This is a genomic window from Nesterenkonia sedimenti (assembly GCF_012641515.1).
GTDB lineage: Bacteria > Actinomycetota > Actinomycetes > Actinomycetales > Micrococcaceae > Nesterenkonia > Nesterenkonia sedimenti.
In genome coordinates this window covers 12,867-33,707 of the sequence record NZ_JABAHY010000009.1, presented here as the reverse complement: position 1 = coordinate 33,707, position 20,841 = coordinate 12,867, and the positions used below count along the sequence as shown (strand labels likewise).

Annotated in this window: 23 protein-coding genes and 1 tRNA gene; 17 read left to right on the top strand and 7 right to left on the bottom strand. The window is 64.1% G+C overall.

Annotated elements, in window-relative coordinates; all coding sequences use genetic code 11:
- Positions 1-19: 19 nt before the first annotated feature.
- Together HGQ17_RS10145 and sdhC are read right to left on the bottom strand one after the other, a co-directional pair.
- Complete coding sequence (locus tag HGQ17_RS10145; protein WP_168887830.1) at positions 20-532, bottom strand: succinate dehydrogenase hydrophobic membrane anchor subunit; 513 nt, start codon at positions 530-532, stop codon at positions 20-22.
- A gap of 8 nt (positions 533-540) precedes the next feature.
- Positions 541-936 (bottom strand): succinate dehydrogenase, cytochrome b556 subunit, encoded by a 396-nt coding sequence (sdhC, locus tag HGQ17_RS10140; RefSeq protein WP_324615249.1) that lies wholly within the window; start codon positions 934-936, stop codon positions 541-543.
- Between the two features lie 152 nt (positions 937-1,088).
- On the opposite strand from sdhC, the gene HGQ17_RS10135 reads away from it, so the two are divergent.
- The 14 genes from HGQ17_RS10135 (at position 1,089) to HGQ17_RS10065 (ending at position 14,233) form a co-directional block, all read left to right on the top strand.
- Positions 1,089-2,219 (top strand): mannose-1-phosphate guanylyltransferase, encoded by a 1,131-nt coding sequence (locus HGQ17_RS10135; protein ID WP_324615248.1) that lies wholly within the window; start codon positions 1,089-1,091, stop codon positions 2,217-2,219.
- Entirely contained in the window at positions 2,209-3,456 is a 1,248-nt protein-coding gene (locus HGQ17_RS10130; RefSeq protein WP_168887829.1) for an amidohydrolase, read from the top strand. Before HGQ17_RS10135 ends, HGQ17_RS10130 begins: the two co-directional genes overlap by 11 nt.
- 25 nt (positions 3,457-3,481) lie before the next feature.
- Positions 3,482-3,883 carry a cytidine deaminase gene (locus HGQ17_RS10125; protein WP_168887828.1) on the top strand — a complete coding sequence of 134 codons (402 nt, stop codon included), beginning with the start codon at positions 3,482-3,484 and terminating at the stop codon, positions 3,881-3,883.
- Positions 3,880-5,208: a thymidine phosphorylase gene (locus tag HGQ17_RS10120; RefSeq protein WP_168887827.1), complete on the top strand. Its 1,329-nt coding sequence runs from the start codon at positions 3,880-3,882 to the stop codon at positions 5,206-5,208. Before HGQ17_RS10125 ends, HGQ17_RS10120 begins: the two co-directional genes overlap by 4 nt.
- 9 nt (positions 5,209-5,217) lie before the next feature.
- Positions 5,218-5,931: a DedA family protein gene (locus HGQ17_RS10115; protein WP_168887826.1), complete on the top strand. Its 714-nt coding sequence runs from the start codon at positions 5,218-5,220 to the stop codon at positions 5,929-5,931.
- A 19-nt stretch (positions 5,932-5,950) separates the two neighbouring features.
- Positions 5,951-7,078, top strand: coding sequence for an adenosine deaminase (locus tag HGQ17_RS10110; protein ID WP_168887825.1), 1,128 nt, complete (start codon positions 5,951-5,953; stop codon positions 7,076-7,078).
- The gene (locus HGQ17_RS10105) at positions 7,078-7,491 is read left to right on the top strand and encodes a MazG nucleotide pyrophosphohydrolase domain-containing protein (RefSeq protein ID WP_168887824.1); all 414 of its coding nucleotides are present in this window, start codon (positions 7,078-7,080) and stop codon (positions 7,489-7,491) included. Before HGQ17_RS10110 ends, HGQ17_RS10105 begins: the two co-directional genes overlap by 1 nt.
- A 59-nt stretch (positions 7,492-7,550) precedes the next feature.
- Complete coding sequence (gene eno, locus HGQ17_RS10100) at positions 7,551-8,831, top strand: phosphopyruvate hydratase (RefSeq protein ID WP_168887823.1); 1,281 nt, start codon at positions 7,551-7,553, stop codon at positions 8,829-8,831.
- 166 nt (positions 8,832-8,997) lie between these two features.
- Entirely contained in the window at positions 8,998-9,606 is a 609-nt protein-coding gene (locus tag HGQ17_RS15730; RefSeq protein WP_168887822.1) for an FtsB family cell division protein, read from the top strand.
- A gap of 11 nt (positions 9,607-9,617) precedes the next feature.
- Positions 9,618-10,226 carry a DUF501 domain-containing protein gene (locus HGQ17_RS10090; protein ID WP_168887821.1) on the top strand — a complete coding sequence of 203 codons (609 nt, stop codon included), beginning with the start codon at positions 9,618-9,620 and terminating at the stop codon, positions 10,224-10,226.
- Complete coding sequence (locus HGQ17_RS10085; protein ID WP_168887820.1) at positions 10,223-11,212, top strand: Ppx/GppA phosphatase family protein; 990 nt, start codon at positions 10,223-10,225, stop codon at positions 11,210-11,212. The genes HGQ17_RS10090 and HGQ17_RS10085 overlap by 4 nt, the downstream gene beginning before the upstream one ends.
- Positions 11,209-12,717: a S8 family peptidase gene (locus tag HGQ17_RS15340; RefSeq protein ID WP_229503466.1), complete on the top strand. Its 1,509-nt coding sequence runs from the start codon at positions 11,209-11,211 to the stop codon at positions 12,715-12,717. Before HGQ17_RS10085 ends, HGQ17_RS15340 begins: the two co-directional genes overlap by 4 nt.
- Before the next feature lie 59 nt (positions 12,718-12,776).
- A complete protein-coding gene (locus tag HGQ17_RS10070; protein ID WP_168887819.1) occupies positions 12,777-14,153 on the top strand; it encodes an NAD(P)/FAD-dependent oxidoreductase in 1,377 nt (458 codons plus the stop codon).
- Between the two features lie 6 nt (positions 14,154-14,159).
- Positions 14,160-14,233, top strand: a tRNA-Leu gene (locus HGQ17_RS10065).
- Between the two features lie 153 nt (positions 14,234-14,386).
- On the opposite strand, the gene HGQ17_RS15545 is transcribed toward HGQ17_RS10065, so the two are convergent.
- Genes HGQ17_RS15545 through HGQ17_RS10045 form a run of 4 tightly spaced genes read right to left on the bottom strand, consistent with a single transcriptional unit; the run spans position 14,387 to position 16,647 of the window.
- On the bottom strand, positions 14,387-14,722 hold the full coding sequence (locus HGQ17_RS15545; RefSeq protein WP_168887818.1) for an LPXTG cell wall anchor domain-containing protein: 336 nt from the start codon (positions 14,720-14,722) through the stop codon (positions 14,387-14,389).
- Positions 14,719-15,471, bottom strand: coding sequence for a hypothetical protein (locus HGQ17_RS10055; protein ID WP_168887817.1), 753 nt, complete (start codon positions 15,469-15,471; stop codon positions 14,719-14,721). The genes HGQ17_RS15545 and HGQ17_RS10055 overlap by 4 nt, the downstream gene beginning before the upstream one ends.
- The gene (locus HGQ17_RS10050) at positions 15,444-15,926 is read right to left on the bottom strand and encodes a metallophosphoesterase family protein (RefSeq protein WP_168887816.1); all 483 of its coding nucleotides are present in this window, start codon (positions 15,924-15,926) and stop codon (positions 15,444-15,446) included. Before HGQ17_RS10050 ends, HGQ17_RS10055 begins: the two co-directional genes overlap by 28 nt.
- A 52-nt stretch (positions 15,927-15,978) precedes the next feature.
- Positions 15,979-16,647: an energy-coupling factor transporter transmembrane component T family protein gene (locus HGQ17_RS10045; RefSeq protein WP_168887815.1), complete on the bottom strand. Its 669-nt coding sequence runs from the start codon at positions 16,645-16,647 to the stop codon at positions 15,979-15,981.
- A gap of 137 nt (positions 16,648-16,784) precedes the next feature.
- Between HGQ17_RS10045 and HGQ17_RS10040 the strand changes: the two genes are divergently transcribed.
- From HGQ17_RS10040 to ilvA, 3 genes are all read left to right on the top strand, one after another.
- Positions 16,785-17,651 (top strand): Bax inhibitor-1/YccA family protein, encoded by an 867-nt coding sequence (locus tag HGQ17_RS10040; protein WP_229503465.1) that lies wholly within the window; start codon positions 16,785-16,787, stop codon positions 17,649-17,651.
- Between the two features lie 106 nt (positions 17,652-17,757).
- Positions 17,758-19,212, top strand: a complete 1,455-nt coding sequence (locus HGQ17_RS10035; protein WP_168887813.1) for an AI-2E family transporter — start codon at positions 17,758-17,760, stop codon at positions 19,210-19,212.
- On the top strand, positions 19,209-20,477 hold the full coding sequence (gene ilvA, locus HGQ17_RS10030; RefSeq protein WP_168887812.1) for a threonine ammonia-lyase: 1,269 nt from the start codon (positions 19,209-19,211) through the stop codon (positions 20,475-20,477). Before HGQ17_RS10035 ends, ilvA begins: the two co-directional genes overlap by 4 nt.
- Positions 20,478-20,491: 14 nt before the next feature.
- On the opposite strand, the gene HGQ17_RS10025 is transcribed toward ilvA, so the two are convergent.
- Positions 20,492-20,833, bottom strand: a complete 342-nt coding sequence (locus HGQ17_RS10025) for a hypothetical protein (RefSeq protein WP_168887811.1) — start codon at positions 20,831-20,833, stop codon at positions 20,492-20,494.
- Positions 20,834-20,841: the final 8 nt, after the last annotated feature.

The window sequence follows — 20,841 nt, the reverse complement described above, 5'->3', positions numbered from 1 at the left end:
ACTCGGATGACCTACGGGATCAGTTGGTCACACCGTGGCAGAACTGCGGTGCGACACCTTCCAGAAGGTTGCCGGCGTCGTCGGTCAGGCAGGGCTCGAAGGTGAAGATCACCATGGTGCCCAGGATGATGATCACCGCGGAGGCCACGTAGAGCATCGACTTCAGCCACAGGCGAGTCGAATCCTTCTCTGCGTAGTCATTGATGATGGTGCGCATGCCGTTGGTGCCGTGCAGCATCGCCAGCCACAGCATGGTCAGATCCCAGAACTGCCACACCGGATTGGCCCATTTGCCAGCCACGAAGGCGAAGTCGATCTGGTGGATACCGTCACCGACCATGAGGTTGGTCCAGAGGTGAACAAAGATCAGCACCACCAGGGCGGCGCCGGATACCCGCATGAAGACCCAGGCCACCATCTCGAAAGAGCCGGTGGAGGGGTTCGAGCGCAGGTACTTGGGGTCGATGCGGCCCGAACGGGGGGCTTCGATGCCCTGGCTCGGGAGCACTGCGTCAGAATTCGTCGTCGTCATGGGAATCCTCACTCTCCGCCGAAGAAAATCATCAGGTGCCGCGCGGAGAACGCCGCCATGGTCACGAACCACAGGATCAGAACCGCGTACAGCATGTGCTTGTGATAGCGGGTGCCCTGCTTCCAGAAGTCCACCAGGATGATCCGCAGGCCGTTGAAGGCGTGGAAGACGATGGCGCCCACCAGCCCGATCTCGCCGAAGATCATAATGGGGTGCTTATACGCGCCGATCACAGCGTTATAGGCCTCCGGGGAGACCCTGACCAGCGAAGTGTCCAGCACATGGACAAGAAGGAAGAAGAAAATGCCGACACCGGTGATCCGGTGGCCGACCCAGGACCACATGCCTTCGCGGCCCTTGTACAGCGTCCCCCTACCTCCGGGGGTGCTTTTTGTCTGCGTCACGTCTACTACCTTTCCTGCAACGTCGCATGGCGTTCAGGCCAGCAGTTCGCCGGTGCGGTGCGTGTCACCGGGCCGGCCCGAAGTGTGTGACGCCAGATGCGTTGGGTGATCTTGAAACATCGTAGCCGATTTGAGGGTCTACCCTTGGTTAGGTGAATCAAAGCTATGACTCAATCGAGGCCCTGCTGGATCGATTCCACGCGGTGATCCCCGCCGGGGGAGTGGGCACGCGTCTGTGGCCACTTTCCCGTGCTGGCGCGCCAAAATTCCTTCACGACCTGACTGGATCCGGTACGACACTGATCCGTTCCACCTATGAACGACTGGCTCCACTGTCCGGAACGGATGTGATGGTCGTCACAGGAGAAGCTCATCGTGAGGCCGTCGTCGGACAGATTCCTGAGCTCGGAGCCGAGGATCTCGTCCTCGAACCCAGCCCCAAGGACTCCGCAGCCGCCATCGGCCTGGCCGCGGCAATTCTGCACCGGCGTGACCCCGAGATCATCATGGGGTCCTTCGCCGCCGACCACGTGATCGCCCCGGTGGACGATTTCCGCGAGGCGGTCAGCGAGGCAGTGGCGGCCGCTGCTGGGGGCAAGATTGTGACCATCGGCATCACCCCCACCCATCCCTCCACCGGATTCGGCTATATCCGCCAGGGTGAGAAATACCATGTCCCCGGCGCCCCGAATGCCCATGAGGTCATCGAGTTCGTGGAGAAGCCCGATGAGGATATGGCCGAGAAGTATGTGGCCAGCGGCAACTATGTCTGGAACGCCGGAATGTTTGTCGCTCCGGTGGCACTGATGCTCAAGCACCTCGCCGAGGCCGAACCCGAGCTGCACGCCGGGCTCACCGAGATTGCCGCCGCCTGGGGCACCGAGGTCCAGGAGGAGACCCTTCAGCGGGTCTGGCCCCAGCTGCCCAAGACCGCGATCGACTACGCCGTGGCAGAACCGGCCGCGGCAGCCGGCGACGTCGCCGTGATCCCCGGCAACTTCACCTGGGACGATGTCGGGGACTTCGCCGCTATCGCCCGTCTCAATCCAGCCGCTCAGCAGGAAAGCATGACCGTGCTGGGCCCTGAACCGCGGGTCTACTCCGAGGACGCCTCCGGGGTCGTCGTCTCAGAGACTAAAAGGGTGGTCGCGCTCATCGGTGTGGAGAACATTGTTGTGGTAGATACAGAGGATGCTCTGTTGGTGACCACCACCGACCATGCCCAGAGCGTGAAGAAAGCCGTAGAGGCGTTGAAGGAGAAGGGAGATTCCGATGTCCTATGACGGGGACACCACCGCGCGGATCGATGAAGAGGTCGCCCGGGCCACCTCCACCAGCGCCGAGGCCGGCGAGATCATCGCCTCCCTGGAAGAGGCACTGATCGCCTTCCGCCGCGATATCCACTCCCACCCGGAGCTCTCCTGGCAGGAGGTCCGCACCACAGAGCAGATCAGCGCAGCCCTGCGTGAGGCCGGACTGGATCCGGTCAACCTTCCGGAGACCACCGGCTGCTATGTGGACGTCGGTGACCCCGCGACTCCCTTCGCCGCAGGCTTCCGGGGAGATATCGACGCCCTGCCGCTGACAGAGACCACCGGCCTGGACTTCGCCTCCCAGAACGAGGGAGTCACCCACGCCTGCGGTCACGATATTCACACCACTGTGATGCTCGGCGTGGCACTGTCCCTGCAGAAGTTGCACCAGCAGACCCCCGGCGGACTCGGTGCCCGGGTGCGAGTCATCTTCCAGCCGGCCGAGGAACAGTTCCCCGGCGGGGCCAAAGAAGTCGTCAAACAGGGAGTGCTGAAGCCTCTGCCGCGGATCTTCGCCCTGCACTGCGATCCGAAACTCACCGTAGGCTCCATCGGCACCCGGATCGGTCCCATCACTTCTGCCTCCGACCTCGTGCGGGTCGATGTCACCGGCCGCGGCGGACACACCTCCCGGCCGCATCTGACCGAGGACGTCGTCGGCGCCCTGGCCCATATCGCCACCAGCGTGCCGGCCGTACTGGCCCGCCGCATCGACGCCCGCAGCGGAGTCTCCCTGGTCTGGGGACATATCAACGCCGGCAATGCCGCCAATGCCATCCCCGCCAAGGGATCCCTGCACGGGACCATGCGCATCCTCGACGCCGATGCGTGGAAGGACGCCGGGGGAGTGCTGGCCCCGGTGGTCAACCAGGCCGCAGCCGCCTATGGGGTCACCGTGGAACTGGATCACGTCCGCGGGGTACCCCCAGTGGTCAACGAAGAGGACGAGACCACCATCATCGATTCCGCAGCAAAGAAGGTGCTCGGCGATGGCAGCCTCACCCTGGCTGAGCAGTCCATGGGTGGTGAGGACTTCGGGTGGATGACCCAGGAAGTCCCCGGCTCCATGTTCCGGCTGGGCACAAAGACCCCCGGCGGAGAGGACTACGACCTCCACCGCGGTGACTATATTCCCGATGAGCGGGCCATCGCCGTCGGGGTCAAAGTCATGACCGCGGTGGCCCAGTCATGTATCAACCAGCTGTGAGCCCATCCCAGCTAGAGTTGAGAACATGAACGACGACGACTGGGAGAGGCTCACCCAGGCCGCCCAACAGGCTATGACCAGGGCCTATGCCCCCTACTCGCAGTACCCGGTGGGAGCCGCTGCGATCACCGAGACTTGCCAGTTGATCACCGGCTGCAATGTCGAGAACGCCTCCTATGGGCTCGGCCAATGCGCTGAGAACACCCTGGTCGGTCAGCTGCAGCTAACCGGCGGCGGAAGAATCACAGCCTTCACCTGCGTAAATGCCGACGGGGCGACTATCATGCCCTGCGGGCGCTGCCGCCAGCTGCTCAATGAGTTCGCCGCCGAGGACTTCCAGATCCTCACCCCCGAAGGAATCCGCGATATGGCAGGCATCCTGCCCCAGGCATTCGGCCCCCAAGATCTCAGTGAGGTGGCCCGATGAGCTCCCCAGAAACCCAGGCCCACGATGCAGTGGACCTCATCCGCACCAAACGCGACGGCGGCAGGCTCACCGGCGACCAGATCCGCTGGCTGATCAACGCCTATACCGCCGGCGGCGTGGCCGAAGAGCAGATGAGCGCGATGACCATGGCCGTCCTGCTGTGCGGTATGGACCGCGAGGAGATCAGTCACTGGACCACCGCCATGATCAACACCGGCGAGCGGATGGACTTCAGCTCCCTGCGCCAGGCCGACGGCAGCCGCCGGCTCACCGCAGACAAACACTCCACCGGGGGAGTGGGGGATAAGATCACCCTCCCACTGGCACCCCTGGTGGCCTCCTACGGGGTCCCGGTCCCGCAGCTCTCCGGCCGCGGCCTCGGGCACACCGGCGGCACCCTGGACAAACTCGAATCCATCCCCGGCTGGCAGGCCGCACTCAGCAACCAGCAGGTGCTCGACCAGCTGGACTCCATCGGGGCGGTCATCTGCGCGGCAGGCTCCGGACTGGCCCCGGCCGATAAGAAGCTCTATGCCCTGCGGGACGTCACCGGAACTGTGGAATCGATCCCCATGATCGCCGCCTCGATCATGTCCAAGAAGATCGCCGAGGGCACCGACGCGCTGGTGCTGGATGTGAAAGTCGGCTCCGGTGCCTTCATGAAAACCGCAGCAGAAGCCGCCGAACTGGCCCGGACGATGGTCGCACTCGGCACGGACGTCGGAGTGCGCACCACCGCCCTGCTGACCGAGATGAACACCCCGCTGGGCAAAACCGCAGGCAATGCGGTCGAAGTCGAGGAATCCCTCGAGGTGCTCGCCGGCGGAGGGCCCGAGGACGTCGTCGAACTCACTGTCGCCCTGGCCGCAGAGATGCTCGCCGGAGTGGGGATCACCGATGTGGACCCCGCCGAGAACCTGCGCAACGGCAAAGCAATGGACACCTGGCGAGCCATGATCAGCGCCCAGCAGGGAGATCCCGATGCCGCCCTGCCCAAGCCCAAGCACGAACATGTCATCACCGCCGCCGAATCCGGAACCCTCAGTAAGCTGGATGCCTTCGCCGTAGGTATCGCCGCCTGGCGGCTCGGTGCCGGCCGGGCCCGCAAAGAGGACCCCGTCCAGGCCGCCGCGGGTGTGCGCATCCACGCCAAACCCGGAGATGAGGTCACCGCCGGGACCCCACTGCTGACCCTGCAGACCGACGAGGCCGAGCGCATCGACCGTGCCGAACAGGCCCTGGCAGAAGCCGTCGAGATCACCCAGCAGGCCGCATTCAGCGCCCCCGAGCTCATCAGCGCCCGGATCACCGCCCAGGACCTCTGACATACAGACATGGGCATCAGCGATTTCTTCGATCAGTTCAATGAGCTGATCATCGAGGCTGCCTCCGGCTGGTGGACTCTGGTGGGCCTGCTGGCCTTCTGCATCGCCGATGGGTTCTTCCCCGTCCTGCCTTCAGACACCATCGTGTTGGGGTTGGGCTCCGTCCAGGGCGAACCCGGCACACCCTTCTGGGTCTGGGTGATTCTGGTCGCCGCGGCCGGGGCGGTGATCGGGGACTTCATCGCCTGGAACCTCGGGCGCTGGATCGGCACCGACCGCTTCCGCTGGATGCGTCGGCCCGCGCCGCAGCGATCCCTGGTCTGGGCCCGCCACGAACTCGATAAACGCGGAGTGCTGGTGATTTTCGTCGGCCGGTTCATCCCCGGGGCCAGGGTCGCCATCAACTTCGTCGCCGGCTCCACCCAGTTTTCGCTGCGCCGATTCCTGCTCATCGACACCTTCGCCTCACTGCTGTGGGCCTCCTGGCTGACCGGACTGGGTGCGGTCGGAACCGCCCTGTTCGGCAATATGCTCATCGCCATGGCAGTGGGCATCTGCGTGGCCATTGTGCTGGGCTGGCTCTGCGAGCGGCTCTTCCGCCTGCTGACCACCTGGTTGGACAGCCGCGGCTACCAGCTCGACCCCGAGGGCTATCAGGACATCGGCGAAGTTCCGGTGGAACCGCCCATCAATCTGCGCCGCAGAAAGGACGACGACGCCTGAGGCCAGTTAGGCTTGAGGCATGTCGAAAACATCCGGGCTCGCCGCCCAGCTGCGTCAGCTGCCGAAAGTCTCCCTGCACGATCACCTGGACGGCTCACTGCGGCCGGCAACACTGATCGAACTGGCCGCCGAAATCGGCCACGAACTGCCCGAAACTGAGCCCGAGGCACTGGCCGAACGCTTCCGGGCCAATGCCGACTCCGGGTCCCTGGAGAAGTACCTCGAGGCATTCGCCCACACCACCGCGGTGATGCAGACCGCTCAGAACCTGCAGCGGGTCGCCCGCGAATATGTCGAAGACCTCGCCGCCGACGGTGTCGTCTACGCCGAAGTCCGCTGGGCCCCCGAACAGCACACTCAGCAGGGGCTGAGCCTCGATGAGGCCGTTGAGGCAGTCCAGGCCGGACTCGAAGAGGGCGTGGCTGCAGTCGGGGCAGACGGGGGCATCATCGCCGTCGGCCAGCTGATCTCAGCGATGCGTCAGGCCGATAACGCCGATGAGATCGCCGAACTGGCCCTGCGGCACCGGGACACCGGAGTCATCGGCTTCGACATCGCCGGCCCCGAGGCCGGATTCCCGCCGTCGAAGTTCTCCGCAGCCTTCACCAAACTGGCCGAGGAGATGCTCCCGGCAACCGTGCACGCAGGAGAGGGCGATGGCATCGGCTCTGTCCGCGATGCCCTGGTCCACGGGCGTGCCCGCCGCCTGGGACACGGCACCCGCGTCGCCGAGGACATCACCCTGACCGAAGGCAGCGACTCCCGCTCCAAGGCAGGCGAGGCCGAGGAGGAACTCGTCGAGGTAGAACTGGGCCCAGTGGCCCGCTGGGTCCGCGACCGTCAGATCCACCTCGAGGTCAGCCCCACCTCCAATCTGCAGACCGGCACTATCGCCAACTTCGGCGAGACCATCGCCGACCACCCCTTCGATATGCTCTACCAGCTAGGTTTCAACGTCGGAGTCAACACCGACAACCGGCTGGTCTCCGGGGTGAGTCTCACCGGCGAGCTGGCCCTGCTGGCAGAGACCTTCGACTACAGCCTGGCCGAACTGGCCGATTTCCAGATCAACGCCATCGAGGCCAGCTTCCTCGGCTACGAGGAGCGCGAGGCCCTCTCGGCCCACATCCTCGAAGCCTGGCAGTGATGGAGAACTTCACCCGCCTCAAGGAGATCATCGGGCATCTGCGTGAGCACTGCCCCTGGACCGGGCAGCTGACCCACCAGAGCCTGACCCCCTATCTGATCGAAGAGGCCCAGGAGGTCGCCGAGGAAATCCGTGAAGGAGCCCACGGCGACCCCCTGCGCAAGGAGCTCGGCGATATCCTCCTGCAGGTCGCACTCCATGCAGCCATCGCTGAGGAACGCGAAGAATTCGACTTCGACGCCGTCGCCGAGGCCATCTGCGCCAAACTCATCCGGCGCAACCCCCATGTCTTCGAACCCGACGGCACCCTGAACCCCCAGCAGGCATCGATCGAAGAGATCGACGCCGCCTGGAACCGCATCAAGCAGCAGGAGAAAGCCGAGGAGGCCAGCCGGGCTGCCGGTCTCGACTAGGCTGGGAGAGGTCACCACCTTCCCTCCCGCATAACTCACCACTCTCATAAGGAGCGCATATGTCCTTGATCGCCAGTGTGTTCGGCCGCGAAATCCTCGACTCCCGCGGCAACCCCACCGTAGAGGTAGACGTTCTGCTCGACGACGGCAGCTTCGGCCAAGCAGCCGTTCCCTCCGGAGCCTCCACCGGCGCCTTCGAGGCCGTGGAGCGCCGCGACGGCGATAAGGACCGCTACCTCGGCAAAGGTGTGACCGCGGCCGTCAAGGCCGTCAACGAGGTCATCGCCCCCGCCCTGGAGAGCCTTGATGCCACCGAGCAGCGCACTGTCGATCAGGTGCTGCTGGACCTCGACGGCACCGATAACAAGAACTCCCTGGGCGCCAATGCGATCCTGGGCGTCTCCCTGGCCGTGGCCAAGGCCGCCGCCGATGCCTCGGATCTGCCGCTGTACAAATACCTCGGCGGCCCCAACGCCCACCTGCTGCCGGTGCCGATGATGAACATCCTCAACGGTGGCTCCCACGCTGACTCCAATGTGGACATCCAGGAGTTCATGATCGCCCCCATCGGCGCAGCCACCTTCTCCGAGGCCCTGCGCGCCGGAGTAGAGGTCTACCACGCACTGAAGGCCCTGCTGAAGGAGAAGGGACTGTCCACCGGACTCGGTGACGAAGGCGGCTTCGCCCCCGACCTGCCCTCGAACCGGGACGCCCTGGACCTCATCACCGAAGCCATCACCCGCGCCGGTTACACTCCCGGCACCGATGTCGCCCTGGCCCTGGATGTGGCCGCCACCGAGTTCTACTCCGACGGCGCCTACACCTTCGAAGGCGAGGCCAAGACCCCCGAGCAGATGAGCCAGTACTACAAGGAACTGGTCGAGGCCTACCCACTGGTTTCCATCGAGGACCCCCTCGACGAGGACGACTGGGCTGGCTGGAAGACCCTGACCGAAACAATCGGGGACAAGGTCCAGCTGGTTGGCGATGACCTCTTCGTCACCAACCCCGATCGACTGGCCAAGGGAATCGACGCCGATACCGCCAACTCCCTGCTGGTCAAGGTCAACCAGATCGGCTCCCTGACCGAAACACTCGATGCCATCTCCCTGGCACAGCGGGCCACCTACACCACCATGATCAGCCACCGCTCCGGTGAAACGGAAGACACCACCATCGCCGATATCTCCGTGGCCGTAAACGCCGGGCAGATCAAAACCGGCGCCCCCGCCCGCTCCGAGCGCGTAGCTAAGTACAACCAGCTGCTGCGCATCGAAGAGGAACTCGGCGACGCCGCCCGCTACGCAGGTAAGGATGCCTTCCCTCGATTCAGCTCCTAGTCAATCGGGGGTATCTGGGCGTGTCCAGGGGGGCTGTTATAGTCCGCGCCCACTAATCTGAGCGTGGTACCAATAGCTTCCCATCATTGGTGTGCTCGATGGTTCGGTCGGTGAGCCGAACCATCGAGACATACCTAGTTAAGCCCGCGAAGGCGGTGATCCACCCGTGGCCCGACACGCACGACCCTCGGAGGTCGGACACACCGCTGCCCAACGGCGCAAACAGGAACGGGCGGAGAAAGCCCGCCAGCGCCGATTGGCCGAACGCGAGCAGATCTCCGGAGAGATCCGCACCCCCGATGCGATCACCGCCCGACGGGCAAAACGGGCTGATAAGCCCAGCCCGAGCTCGGGCCAGAACTCCAGAAAAACCCCGGTCAGCGCCCGCACTCTGGTGCCCGAACGGACCTTCTCCGGACGGATGATTGTGCTGACCATCGTCACCCTGGTGGTCATCTCCTTCCTGGTCCCCACCGTGCGCAGCTATCTCCAGCAGCGCGCCGAGCTCAACGAACTCTCAGACCAGATCGCCGCCGAGGAACAGCGTCAGGACGAGCTCTACTCCGACCTCGCCCGCTGGGACGACCCCGAATACGTCAAACAGCAGGCCCGGGAACGGATCAACCTCGTCATGCCGGGGGAGCGGCGCTATCACGTCATCGGGGACCTCTCCGAAGCAGAGGTCACCACCGACTCCGCCGAGGAGACCGCTCCAGAGCAGGACGAATGGACTGATCAGCTCTGGGATTCGGTAGTCGAATCGGCAGATGAGTAGGCTAGTGCGCTGTGAATGAGGCAGCAGCCGCAACCGGCATCCGTTCCGAGCCCACCGCCGCAGATCTGGACACCCTGAGTCTGCAGCTGGGCAGACCCGTGCGCGACGTCGTCGAGATCCCCGCCCGGTGTCGCTGCGGCAACCCCCTGGTGGCCAGCACCGCCCCCCGGCTCAGCAACGGGATCCCATTCCCCACCACCTTCTACCTCACCCACCCCACACTGACAGCCGCAGCCTCCCGCCAGGAGGCCGCCGGAGTCATGGCAGAGATGAGCCAACGCCTGGCCGAGGATGAGGAGCTCGCCGCCAGCTACCGCGGAGCCCATGAGCACTACCTCGCCGAACGCGAACGCATCCGGGTCAAATCAGGCACCGATCTCGTCGAAGAGATCGGCCACGTCACCGCAGGCGGAATGCCTGATCGGGTGAAATGCCTCCACGCCCTGCTCGGCCACTCCCTGGCCGCCGGAGCCGGGCTCAATCCGCTGGGGGATGAGACCCTGGAGCTCATCGCCGATGAGTGGACCCTCCAGAGCTGCACCTGCCAGCAGGCCTGGGACCACGAGGCCGAGGTCCCCACCAAGGACCTCTCCCGGCATGTCAGGAGGCTGGAATCATGACGCGCGTAGCCGCCATCGACTGCGGAACCAACTCCATCCGGCTGCTGATCGCCGATGTCGACCTCGACACCACAGATCCCCACACCGGTTCGATCACCGACGTCGTGCGTGTGATGACCGTGGTCCGCCTTGGTGAAGGGGTGGATGAGACCGGGGAGTTCTCCGCCGAAGCCCTGGAACGGACCTTCGCGGCGGTGGACGGCTACGCAGAACTCATCCACCGGCACCGGGCCGAAACCGTGCGCTTCGTTGCCACCTCCGCCTCCCGGGATGTGGCCAACCGAGAGGTCTTCGAAAAAGGGATCACCCAGCGGTTGCAGCAGGTGGTGCCCAGTTTCACCGGCCCCGAGGTTATCCGCGGCTCCGAGGAGGCCGGGCTGTCCTTCGCAGGTGCGGCCAGCGTGCTCGACTGGGACCCCGACCGCAAAATCCTGGTGGTCGACCTCGGCGGCGGCTCCACTGAATTCGTCCTCGGCACCTCCGCCGGAGCCCAGCACGCCATCTCCACCGATATGGGCTGCGTGCGGTTCACTGAACGGCATATGCGCTCCGATCCGCCTGTGGAGACCGAATGCTCCATGGCCAGCTTCGAGACTCTGTCCTTCCTCGAGGATGTCGCCCAGGTGATTCCCCTGCACAAGACCGAGGCAGTTGTCGGGGTCGCTGGCACTGTCACCACTGTCACCGCCCATGGGCTCGGCCTGGAGGATTACGACGCCGAGATGATCCACGGTGCCGAACTCTCCCTGGACACTATCCACCAGTCAGTGGACAACCTGGTCAACACCACCCGCAGCCAGCGGGCGGCGATGCCGTTCATGCACCCGGGGCGAGTCGATGTCATCGGTGCAGGCGCGTTGATCTGGGGAACTATCCTCGACTACCTCAATAAGGTCACCGAAGGCCGAATCACCTCGGCAGTGGCCAGCGAACACGACATTCTGGACGGAATCGCCCTTTCCGCCGCAGCAGGAGGCCAAGCATGACCAGTCGCCGAATCCGCACAGCAGGTCTCGGCGCAGTCGGACTCACCGCAGCGTTGCTGGTGCCCCCGGCAGTAGTAGCAGAGCCAGCCCAGGGCATCACCTGGCGGGACCAGGAGTACTGGCTGGAAGACTACGGGGTCGCCGAGGCCTGGGAGACCACCCAGGGCGAGGGCATCACCATCGCGGTGATCGACACCGGAGTCGACGCCGACCACCCCGGGCTCGAAGACGCCGTCATCGGCGGAACCGATGTCTCCGGCGGCGGCGACTCCGAGGGATCCCCGGTGGAGCAGGAGTACACCGAACACGGCACTCTGGTGGCCTCCCTGGCCGCCGGCCGCGGTGAGGATATCGAGGAGAACGAGGAAGAGGCCGAGGAGCTGGCCGAATTCGAGGAGCTCGACGAACTCGACGACGACGAGTGGGACGAGTGGTTCGATGAGTTCCAGGAGAGCCTCGAGGACACCTACGGGGACGATTACGACGAGATCGTCGATGAGGAAGTCCTCGACGAGTTCTACGAAACCCGGGAACTGCCCGGGATGGAGGAACTCGAAGAGGAGGCCGATGAGGACCCCGATGTCCCATATTCCGAGCGTCCTGCCGGTGTGGTCGGCGTCGCCCCCAAGGCCGAGATCCTCTCAATCTCCCTGGTGCTCGAAGATCCCAACCCGCATGGGCCCGGCACTGAGGAGCAGATCGCCGAGGCCGTGACCTGGGCGGTGGACAACGGGGCGGACATCATCAATATGTCCATCGGCTCCGGGGTCCAGGACTGGCCAGAGAGCTGGGACGAGGCCTTCATGCACGCCGAGGAGAACGATGTTCTGGTCGTCGCCGCGGCCGGTAACCGGGCCTCCGGGCACTTCTCCGTGGGCGCACCGGCAACGATCCCGGGCGTGCTGACAGTCGCCGGGGTCGATGAAGACCGCAATATCAGCGAGGACGCCTCCTCCCAGGGCATCGCCATCGATATCGCCGCCGCCTCCGAGCCGCTGGTCGGAGCGCTTCCCGAGGGCGGGTACGCGAACTGGAACGGGACCTCCGGGGCCACTCCCATCGTCACCGGAGCTGCCGCCCTGGTGATGGCTGCCCACCCTGGACTCTCGGCAGCCGAGGTCAAACACCGTCTGCTCGCCTCCGCGGATTCCACAGGGGCATCAGGAGTGGACCCCGAATACGGCCACGGAGTGCTCAATGTGGATGAGGCCGTCAACGGCAGCGTCCCCGAGTTCAACGCCGGGGACTACGAGACCCTCGAGGACTGGATCCGGGTCCACCGCCGTGCTGAGGACGATGAGCAGCCCGGCCATGAGGACATCCCGGAGGACTCCGGAGTGGTGGCTGGCCCCGATGGTGAACCCCGCGAGATGCCGCAGGCCAGTGATATCCGAACAGCCCAGGATTGGGCCGGACCGGTGACTGTCGTGGCCGGGGGAGTGCTCATTGTGCTCCTGCTTTTACTGGCCACCCTGCACCTGCTCTCGCGCAGAAACCGAAGCTGAAGCCCCTTCAGCCCGCAATACCGCAATGACCCGCACTGAACACCTATAGGATGGAGCCCATGGCACTGAAGCTTTCCGAAAAACCTCGTGTACTGATTGTCGGCGGCGGCTATGTGGGTCTGACTGTGGCCCAGCAGCTGCAGAAGAAGGTCAAGGCAGCAGGCGGTGTGGTCACCCTGGTGGACCCCCTGCCCTATATGACCTACCAGCCCTTCCTCCCCGAGGTGGTCGGTGGCCACATCGAGGCACGGCATGCCGTGGTCCCGCACCGTAAGCACCTCAAGGACACTGAGATCATCACCGGCAAGGTCACTTCAGTCGACCACGAGGCTAAAGTCGCAGCCATTGGGCTCGACGACGGCGAAAGCGTGGAGGTGCCTTACCAGGACATCGTGATGGCCGCAGGTGCGACCACCCGCGTCTTCCCCATCGAGGGACTGGCAGAGAACGGCATCGGCCTGAAGACCATCGAAGAGGCAGTCGGGCTGCGCAACCACATCCTGGAGCGCCTCGAGACTGCTTCGGTGATGACCGATGAGGCCGCTAAGAAGCGCGCCCTGAACTTCACTGTGGTCGGCGGTGGTTTCGCCGGTATCGAGTGCATCGCCGAGATGGAAGACATCATCCGGGCTGCTGTGGACCAGAACCCCCGGCTGGCCCAGTCCGATGTGCGCATCGTGCTGGTCGAGGCCATGGGCCGGATCATGCCCGAGGTCTCCGAGGAGCAGGCCGAGGGCGTAGTAGAGCACCTGCGCGGACGCGGCGTTGAGGTGCTGCTGAACACCTCCCTGGGCTCGGCCGTTGATGGCGAGCTGACCCTGATCTCCATGAAGGACAAGTCCGAGGTGGACAAATTCGCCGCTGACACTCTGGTGTGGACTGCCGGTGTGGCAGCAAATGCTGTGGCGCGTTCCTCCTCCTTCCCGGTGGATGAGCGCGGACGGATCACCGGCTCGGCGACCCTGCAGATCCTCAACGAGAACGGCGAGGTCATCGAGGGCGCCTGGACCGCAGGCGATATCGCCGCCATCCCAGACCTCACCGGCGCCGGCCCCGGCGGCTTCTGCGTGCCGAACGCTCAGCACGCTTCCCGCCAGGCCAAGGTGCTGGCCAAGAACCTCTTCTCGGTGCGCTTCGCCTCCGGTGAGATCAGCGAGTACAAGCACGAGTCCCTCGGCGCTGTCGCCGGTCTGGGTCTCTACAAGGGCGTGGGCAACCCCATGGGCGTCAAGCTCAAGGGTGTCCTGGCCTGGGCCGCCCACCGCGGTTACCACGGTATGGCCATCCCCACTGTGGAGCGGAAGCTCCGCGTGGCCGGCGGCTGGGTCAACGAGATGATCTTCGGCCGCGACGTCACCCCGCTGCGCGACCTCGAGGACCCCACAAAGGCCTTCGTCGAAGCAGCTGGCGGCAAGAAGAAGACTGCCAGCAAGTAAGCGGTCGCCCCTGTAGCCCAACCGGCAGAGGCAGCGGACTTAAAATCCGTTCAGTCCGGGTTCGAATCCCGGCAGGGGCACGATTGAGCCGAACGAAATGCCGAGCTTGCTCGAGCATTTCTGAGGCGATTGAGTGCCTGAGCGCGCGGAGCGCGCGATGGCAGTCGACTTAAAATCGATACAGTGTGGGTTCGAATCCCACCAGGGGGACCCGAACCCACACTCGGGAGCTTTCAGCTCTGCCGTCGGCGCAGGGCGATGAGCACACCGCCGGTGAGAATCAGCGCCAAGGCGATACCGCCGACCAACATCGCGGTGCTGGCACCGGTCTGAGCCAGGGGAGCACCAGACTTCTGATCACCGGGAGCCGCGGCGGCAATCTCATCCTCGTCCCCCTCAGCAGGCAGTACCTCGATCTCAGCAGATCCGCTCCGGTCAGATTCTTCGCCGGTGACCACCAGAGAGTACTCCCCAGCCTCGACCTCCTCATCGATGACCAGATCGGCCTCCATGGAGCCATCCTCATCAGCTTCGAGTTCGGCCAGTGTTGGGTTGAGGGTGACGCTCACGGCCTGATGATCTCCTCCGCCTCGGGGAACTCATCAGGAGAGAGAATCTCCAGGGTGGCCCAGCCCAGGGTGTCGCCTTCAGTGCTGTAGACCGCCAGCGCAGCCTGCCCGGCGGGGAGGTCCTCCTCATCCGGCAGCTCGAAGACGATAGACCCGTCCTCCCAGACCGCGCTGATCTCCACGGGCAGTCCTGGCTCATCAGTACCGGCGCCTCCAGGGAAGACCGCGGCCACCAACTCTGAGCAGTTGGCTGCAGCCTCTGCGCTCAGCACACCCTCGACCGCTGTGCCAGGTGCTGCCTCATCGGAGAGAAGCTCCAACTGACCAGTGGTTTCCTCAGAGAGGTCCCCACTGGCAGCCTCCCAGTCCAGCTCATCCCAGGTGCCACCGGAAATCTCACACTGAGCCACAGGTGTCGGAGGGGCAGGGGCCTCTTCCGGAGCAGGGGTCTCCTGCTCGGACTCCGCAGGGGTTTCCTCCTCTGTAGGTGAAGCTTCCTCGGAGGGTTCCACAGACTCCTCAACTTCCTCAGTAGGAGTTGTTTCCTCGGGGGAAGTCGGCTCTTCGGCAGGTGTTGCCTCGTCTGTGGGTGTGGCTTCCTCAGAGGGAGTCTCGTCGTCAGCAGGGGACGGCTCCTCGGCCGGCTCCTCCTCCGGAGCAGCGGGGGCCTCACCCAGGAAGATCTGATCGGTCTGCACGGTGGTGGTCCGGGTGTTGAGGTTCACCGGGATGGTGAACTCATCGACCACCTGCCCTCGTTCCCGTAGTTCACCTCCCAGGCCACACCGTGGTAGTGACCGGAGAGGACCAGGAAGACATTGTCGTTCTGATTCACCACGCGCTCCCGGAGCATCGGGGCATGCCCGCCGAAGCCGTAGAGGGGATCGATCCCATAGCGGCCCAGACCGCTCTCAGCCGCAGGATCATCGGAAGCCCGCAGGTACTGGTGGGTCAGGATGATGGCATTGCGGTCCGGATAGGCGGCCAGGACCTCATTGGCCCAGGGATAGTGGCCCAGAAGGGTGGAGTGGCCATAGGGGAGATGCACAGCGATGAAGTCCTCACCACCGGCGCTGAAGAGGTCATAGTGGGCGGCATTATCGCCCTCGCGCCAGGGGCCGCCGTACTCTGCGTTCTCCCAGCACTGAGAGGCCTCCTCATACGACGAGTAACTTAGGGAGAGGGATTGAACTCCACGCACCACGGCGGTAGCCCGGCGGTGAACACTCGGTAAACGCCCGGCCGAGGATTCAGTCTCAGCGCACCCCGCGGGCTGCCAGAGCCTCCGCGGTCTGATCCGCATGCCGCAGGGTCATCACCAATAGGGGAGTAGTCATCTTCACCGTCCCGGTGACCCCAGAACGCACACCTCGTGCCTGCCGAGCGCGGCGAATCTCAGAATAGAAGCCGAAGACCACCGGAACTGATCGCATGGCCAGGGACATGGCCAGTCCCACCCGCTCCGCGGTCAGACCTATCCTGCCCAGCCCGGCCCGTTCCAACGGGGTGAAAAGCCGCAGGATCAACTCCATGACATCGGAGACCCGAGTGGTCAACGTAAACAGACCCGCCAGCAGCACCACCGCCAGAATCCGAAGGGTCGTGATGGCGGCGTCGTCGTAATCTCGGAAGATCAGCTGGGGGATCACTATCAGGACAGCGAGCCATTTCAATCGCCAGAGCATCGCCCCCAGGTCCCGCAACCCGCGCAGTGGGCCGCGTGCCAGAAGGTAACCGGCCAGCACCGCAGCCCAGGCGGAAGCGGCGATTTGCCAATGATCCCGCCAGGCAGCGATCAGGATTCCCAGAGCCAACATCAGGGCAAGCTTCAGCCACGCGGGAGTGCGGTGCAGGAGGGAATGCCCCGGGCGATAGAGCGGAATCACCCGACCACTATGCCAGAGGATCTGTGAGCCAGACGGCATAATTCAGCCCCATACATGGTTAGAATGGATACAAGCTACGGATTCGCCGTTGACGACGAACCCATTCGAAGGAGAGCGGAACCACTATGGCCATCAATTTCGGCAGCTCGAGCAACCCAGCCTTCAACTCTGCTGCTATGCCGACCGAGTTCAAGAACAATGAAGAGGGGCAGCGCGCACGTGAGCGCCGCCGCTTCTACATGAACTCTGACCAGGGCACTGTCCGTGAGGATCAGAACCAGCAGACCTATGCTCAGCAGCACGGGGTTCCGCGTGCGGAGCAGCTCGAGGCCCAGTACAACCTGCCCGATGCCGCAGGTTTCGAGGGCACTCCGATGACCTACGACGACGTCATCCGCAAGACCCTGATCAGCTTCGCCGCAGTACTCCTCGGTGCAGGTGTGGCCGTCACCCTGGCTTCGATGGTGCCCGAGTTCGTGATGGGCATGGCTCTGGTCGCAGTGCTGGCCGGATTCGTGCTCGCCATGGTCAACGCCTTCCGGCGCGAGCCCAACCCCGGGCTGATCCTGGCCTACTCCCTGACTCAGGGCTTCTTCCTGGGCGCAATCACCTGGGTCTTCGAGCTGATGTACCCGGGTGTGGCCTTCCAGGCAGTCACCGCGACCCTGGTGGTCTTCGGCACTGTGCTGGCGCTGTTCAAGTCCGGCAAGGTGCGTGCCACTCCCAAGCTCACCAAGTTCTTCCTGGTCGCTACGGTCGCTTACCTCGTGTTCAGCCTGGTCAACTTCGGCCTGGTGCTGTTCACCGATATCGGCATGTTCGGTATGCGTGCCGGCTGGCTCGGTGTGGCCATCGGTGCCTTCGCCATTCTGCTGGCCACCTACTCTCTGGTCCTTGACTTCACCAACATCCAGGAAGGCGTCGAGGCAGGTGTGGCCCAGAAGTACGGCTGGGCAGCAGCCTTCGGCCTGACCGCCTCCCTGGTCTGGCTCTACATCGAGATCCTGCGCGTGATCGTCATCCTGCGCTCGATGTCCGACTGACCTCAGTCTTTTACGACAGAACCCGTCGTAGCCCCACAATTGGTCTACGGCGGGTTTTGTTGTATCCACTGCGTGCTCGACCACTTTCCATGACAAGATGGAACACATGAGTACTGGTTCCTCACCAGAAAATGCGCCGGAGGGCGCCTCTCAGGCCTCGCCAACTACCTACGCTGCCCAGAACCCCGCCGTGGCCGAACCCGTAGGGACGGCCTCGCCCCGGCTATCGGATGAGCAGCGGCTGCGCGAGGACATCCCCTGGGGCGTACGGATCGCCGCCGAATGGGCATGGCGAGTCATCATCATCCTGATCGCCGTCGGAGTGGCGATCTGGCTGCTGGGCCATGTGATGCTCATCCTCATCCCGCTGATGATTGCGGGACTGTTGGCGACCCTGCTGAGGCCTCTGCATAATCTGCTGCTGAAGGCTAAATTCCCCAGGGTCCTGGCGGCGATGACTTCAATCCTGGCTCTGCTGGGCGTGGTCTTCGGCATCCTCTACTTCGTGGGCCAAGAAATCATCACTGGCTTCGGGGAGATGGCTAACCAGGTCGAGGCCGGTATCTTCGAGGCCATCAACTGGGCCGATGAGACCGCCCAGAGCTTCGGACTGGAAATCTCCACCGAGGAGTTCAACCAGTGGATCAATGAGCTCTTCAGCTGGATTGAACAGAACCAGGACGCGATTATGTCCGGGGCCATGGGCGTGGGCTCCGCGGCGACCAATATTGCCATCGGCACCGTGCTGGTGCTCTTCACCCTGATCTTCTTCCTGGCCGATGGTCGTAAGATCTGGGACTTCCTGGTGCTCTTCAGCCCCGCCAAGCACCGCCCGGCCATCCACGGCGCCGGCCGCCGCGGCTGGACTGCTGTGGCCACGTATATGCGGGTCCAGGTCCTGGTGGCCTTTGTGGACGCCGTCGGTATCTATATCGGTGCTCTCATCCTGGATGTTCCACTGGCCCTGCCCATTGCGGTGCTGGTCTTCTTCGGTGGCTTTGTCCCGGTGGTCGGTGCCGTCGTCACCGGTGCAGTCGCAGTGCTGCTCGCCTGGGTTGCCCACGACTTCACCACCGCACTGATCATGCTCGGCGTGGTCATCCTGGTCCAGCAGATCGAGTCCAATGTTCTGCAGCCGATCGTCATGGGTAAGGCCGTCAAACTCCACCCGCTGGCCGTTGTTCTGGCCGTGACTGCCGGCACCACCCTGATCGGCATCTTCGGTGCGCTGGTGGCAGTGCCGGTGCTGGCCTTCATCAAGCGCTCCACTCAGTACATCAACCGTGAGGAGTGGCGCGGTGATGAAGAAGCTCTGGAGATGGAACGCACGGTCAAGGAAGAGGCCCTTCGCAAGGAAGCCCATAAGGAACGCCTCGAGGCAGAGGAACAGGCCACGATGGCGACCCTGAAGCGCCGCATCTTCGAGACCATTCCGGGACTGGATCCTGACCGCCCGCCATTCGGCCGGCGCCAGCAGGAGGACCAGCCAGGATCCACTGAGGCCGGCGACTCCGATGAGACCGCAGCAGCTGAAGAGAAGAAGGACACCAAAGACTCATGACCCAAACCGTGGACCAGCAGCTCCCCGGACGCGAACTCAGCGTACAGATCGAAGACATCGAGGCTGCACGGGGCCTGCTCGACGGGGTCATTGTCGACACCCCCATGGAGCATTCACGCGCCCTGGGCCGGATGCTCGGAGCCACCGTCCACCTCAAGGCTGAGAACCTGCAGCGGGCCGGCTCCTTCAAAGTACGCGGCGCCTATGTACGGATGAGTCGGCTCTCCGATGAGGAGAAGGCCCGTGGCGTCGTGGCGGCCTCCGCCGGCAACCACGCCCAGGGTGTGGCTCTGGCAGCCAAGAAACTCGGTGTTCAGGCCACTATCTATATGCCACGCGGTGTCGCGCTGCCCAAGCTGGCCGCAACCCGCGACCACGGTGCAGAGGTTGTACTGCACGGATCCAATGTGGATGAGGCCCTGGCCGAGGCCCAGCGTTTCGCTGAGGAATCCGGAGCCGTGTTCATCCACCCCTTCAACCACACCGACGTTGTGGCCGGACAGGGGACCATCGGCCTTGAGATCCTGGACCAAGAGCCTGAAGTCGATACTGTCATCATGGGTATCGGTGGTGGTGGCCTATTGGCCGGGGCCGCTGTGGCACTGAAGCAGGAGGCTGCCCGGCGCGGCCGGAAGATCAATCTCATCGGCGTTCAGGCTGAGAACGCCGCCGCCTACCCACCCTCCTTGGCTGCCGATGCTCTGGTGCCCCTGCAGGGTGTGCGCACTATCGCTGATGGTATTGCGGTAGGCCGCCCCGGAGAGATCCCCTTCGAGATCATCAAGGAATTGGTTGACGAGGTCGTCACCGTGAGCGAAGATGCCATCGCCAAGGCGCTGATCTTCCTCATGGAGCGCTCCAAGCTGGTGGTCGAGCCCGCAGGCGCGGTCGGTGTGGCCGCCCTGATGGAGGGCAAACTCGAGGAACTGGGCATCGAGGCGGAGAACGTCGTCGCTGTTCTCTCCGGCGGAAATATCGACCCCATGCTCATGCTTCGGGTCATTCAGCACGGTCTCTCGGCAGCCGACCGGTTCCTGACCGTGAAGCTGATGCTCAAGGACCGTCCCGGTGAGCTGGCCATGATCTCTCGGATCATCGCAGAGACCGACGCCAACGTCATCGGTGTGGATCACTCCCGGATCGGCGGCGAGCTGTCCATGGGGGATGTCTCGATTGTGATCAATATGGAGACCAAGGGCAGTGAACACTCAGCCCTGGTGCTGAACTCCCTGCGCGCCGAGGGCTACGAGCCGGTGACGAACTAGCTCGAAGGCAGCTGCTAGCTGTTGGGGCCGAATCGGGCCTCAGCAGCAGCACGGCGGGCCTTCTGCTGAGCCTCAGAGATCTCGGCGGGGGTGATCTCACCGGGGAACTCAGCCTCTTCACCGCTGAGCTCGGCCTCCATCTGATTGCGGTACTTCATCCGCCGGGTGCGCTTAGCCAGATCACGGACCACAAAAATCAGCAGCACCACGATCAGGGCAGTGAACAGAAAGCCCTCGATCCCCGGGCTGATATCCGATTCAGAGATCCCCGGAGCCAGGTCAGGAGATTCTTCACCGCCACCACCGGGCCACCATTGGGTCAGGAGGGGGGTGAGGGTGTCGGTCCAGGAGATCACGGCACTAT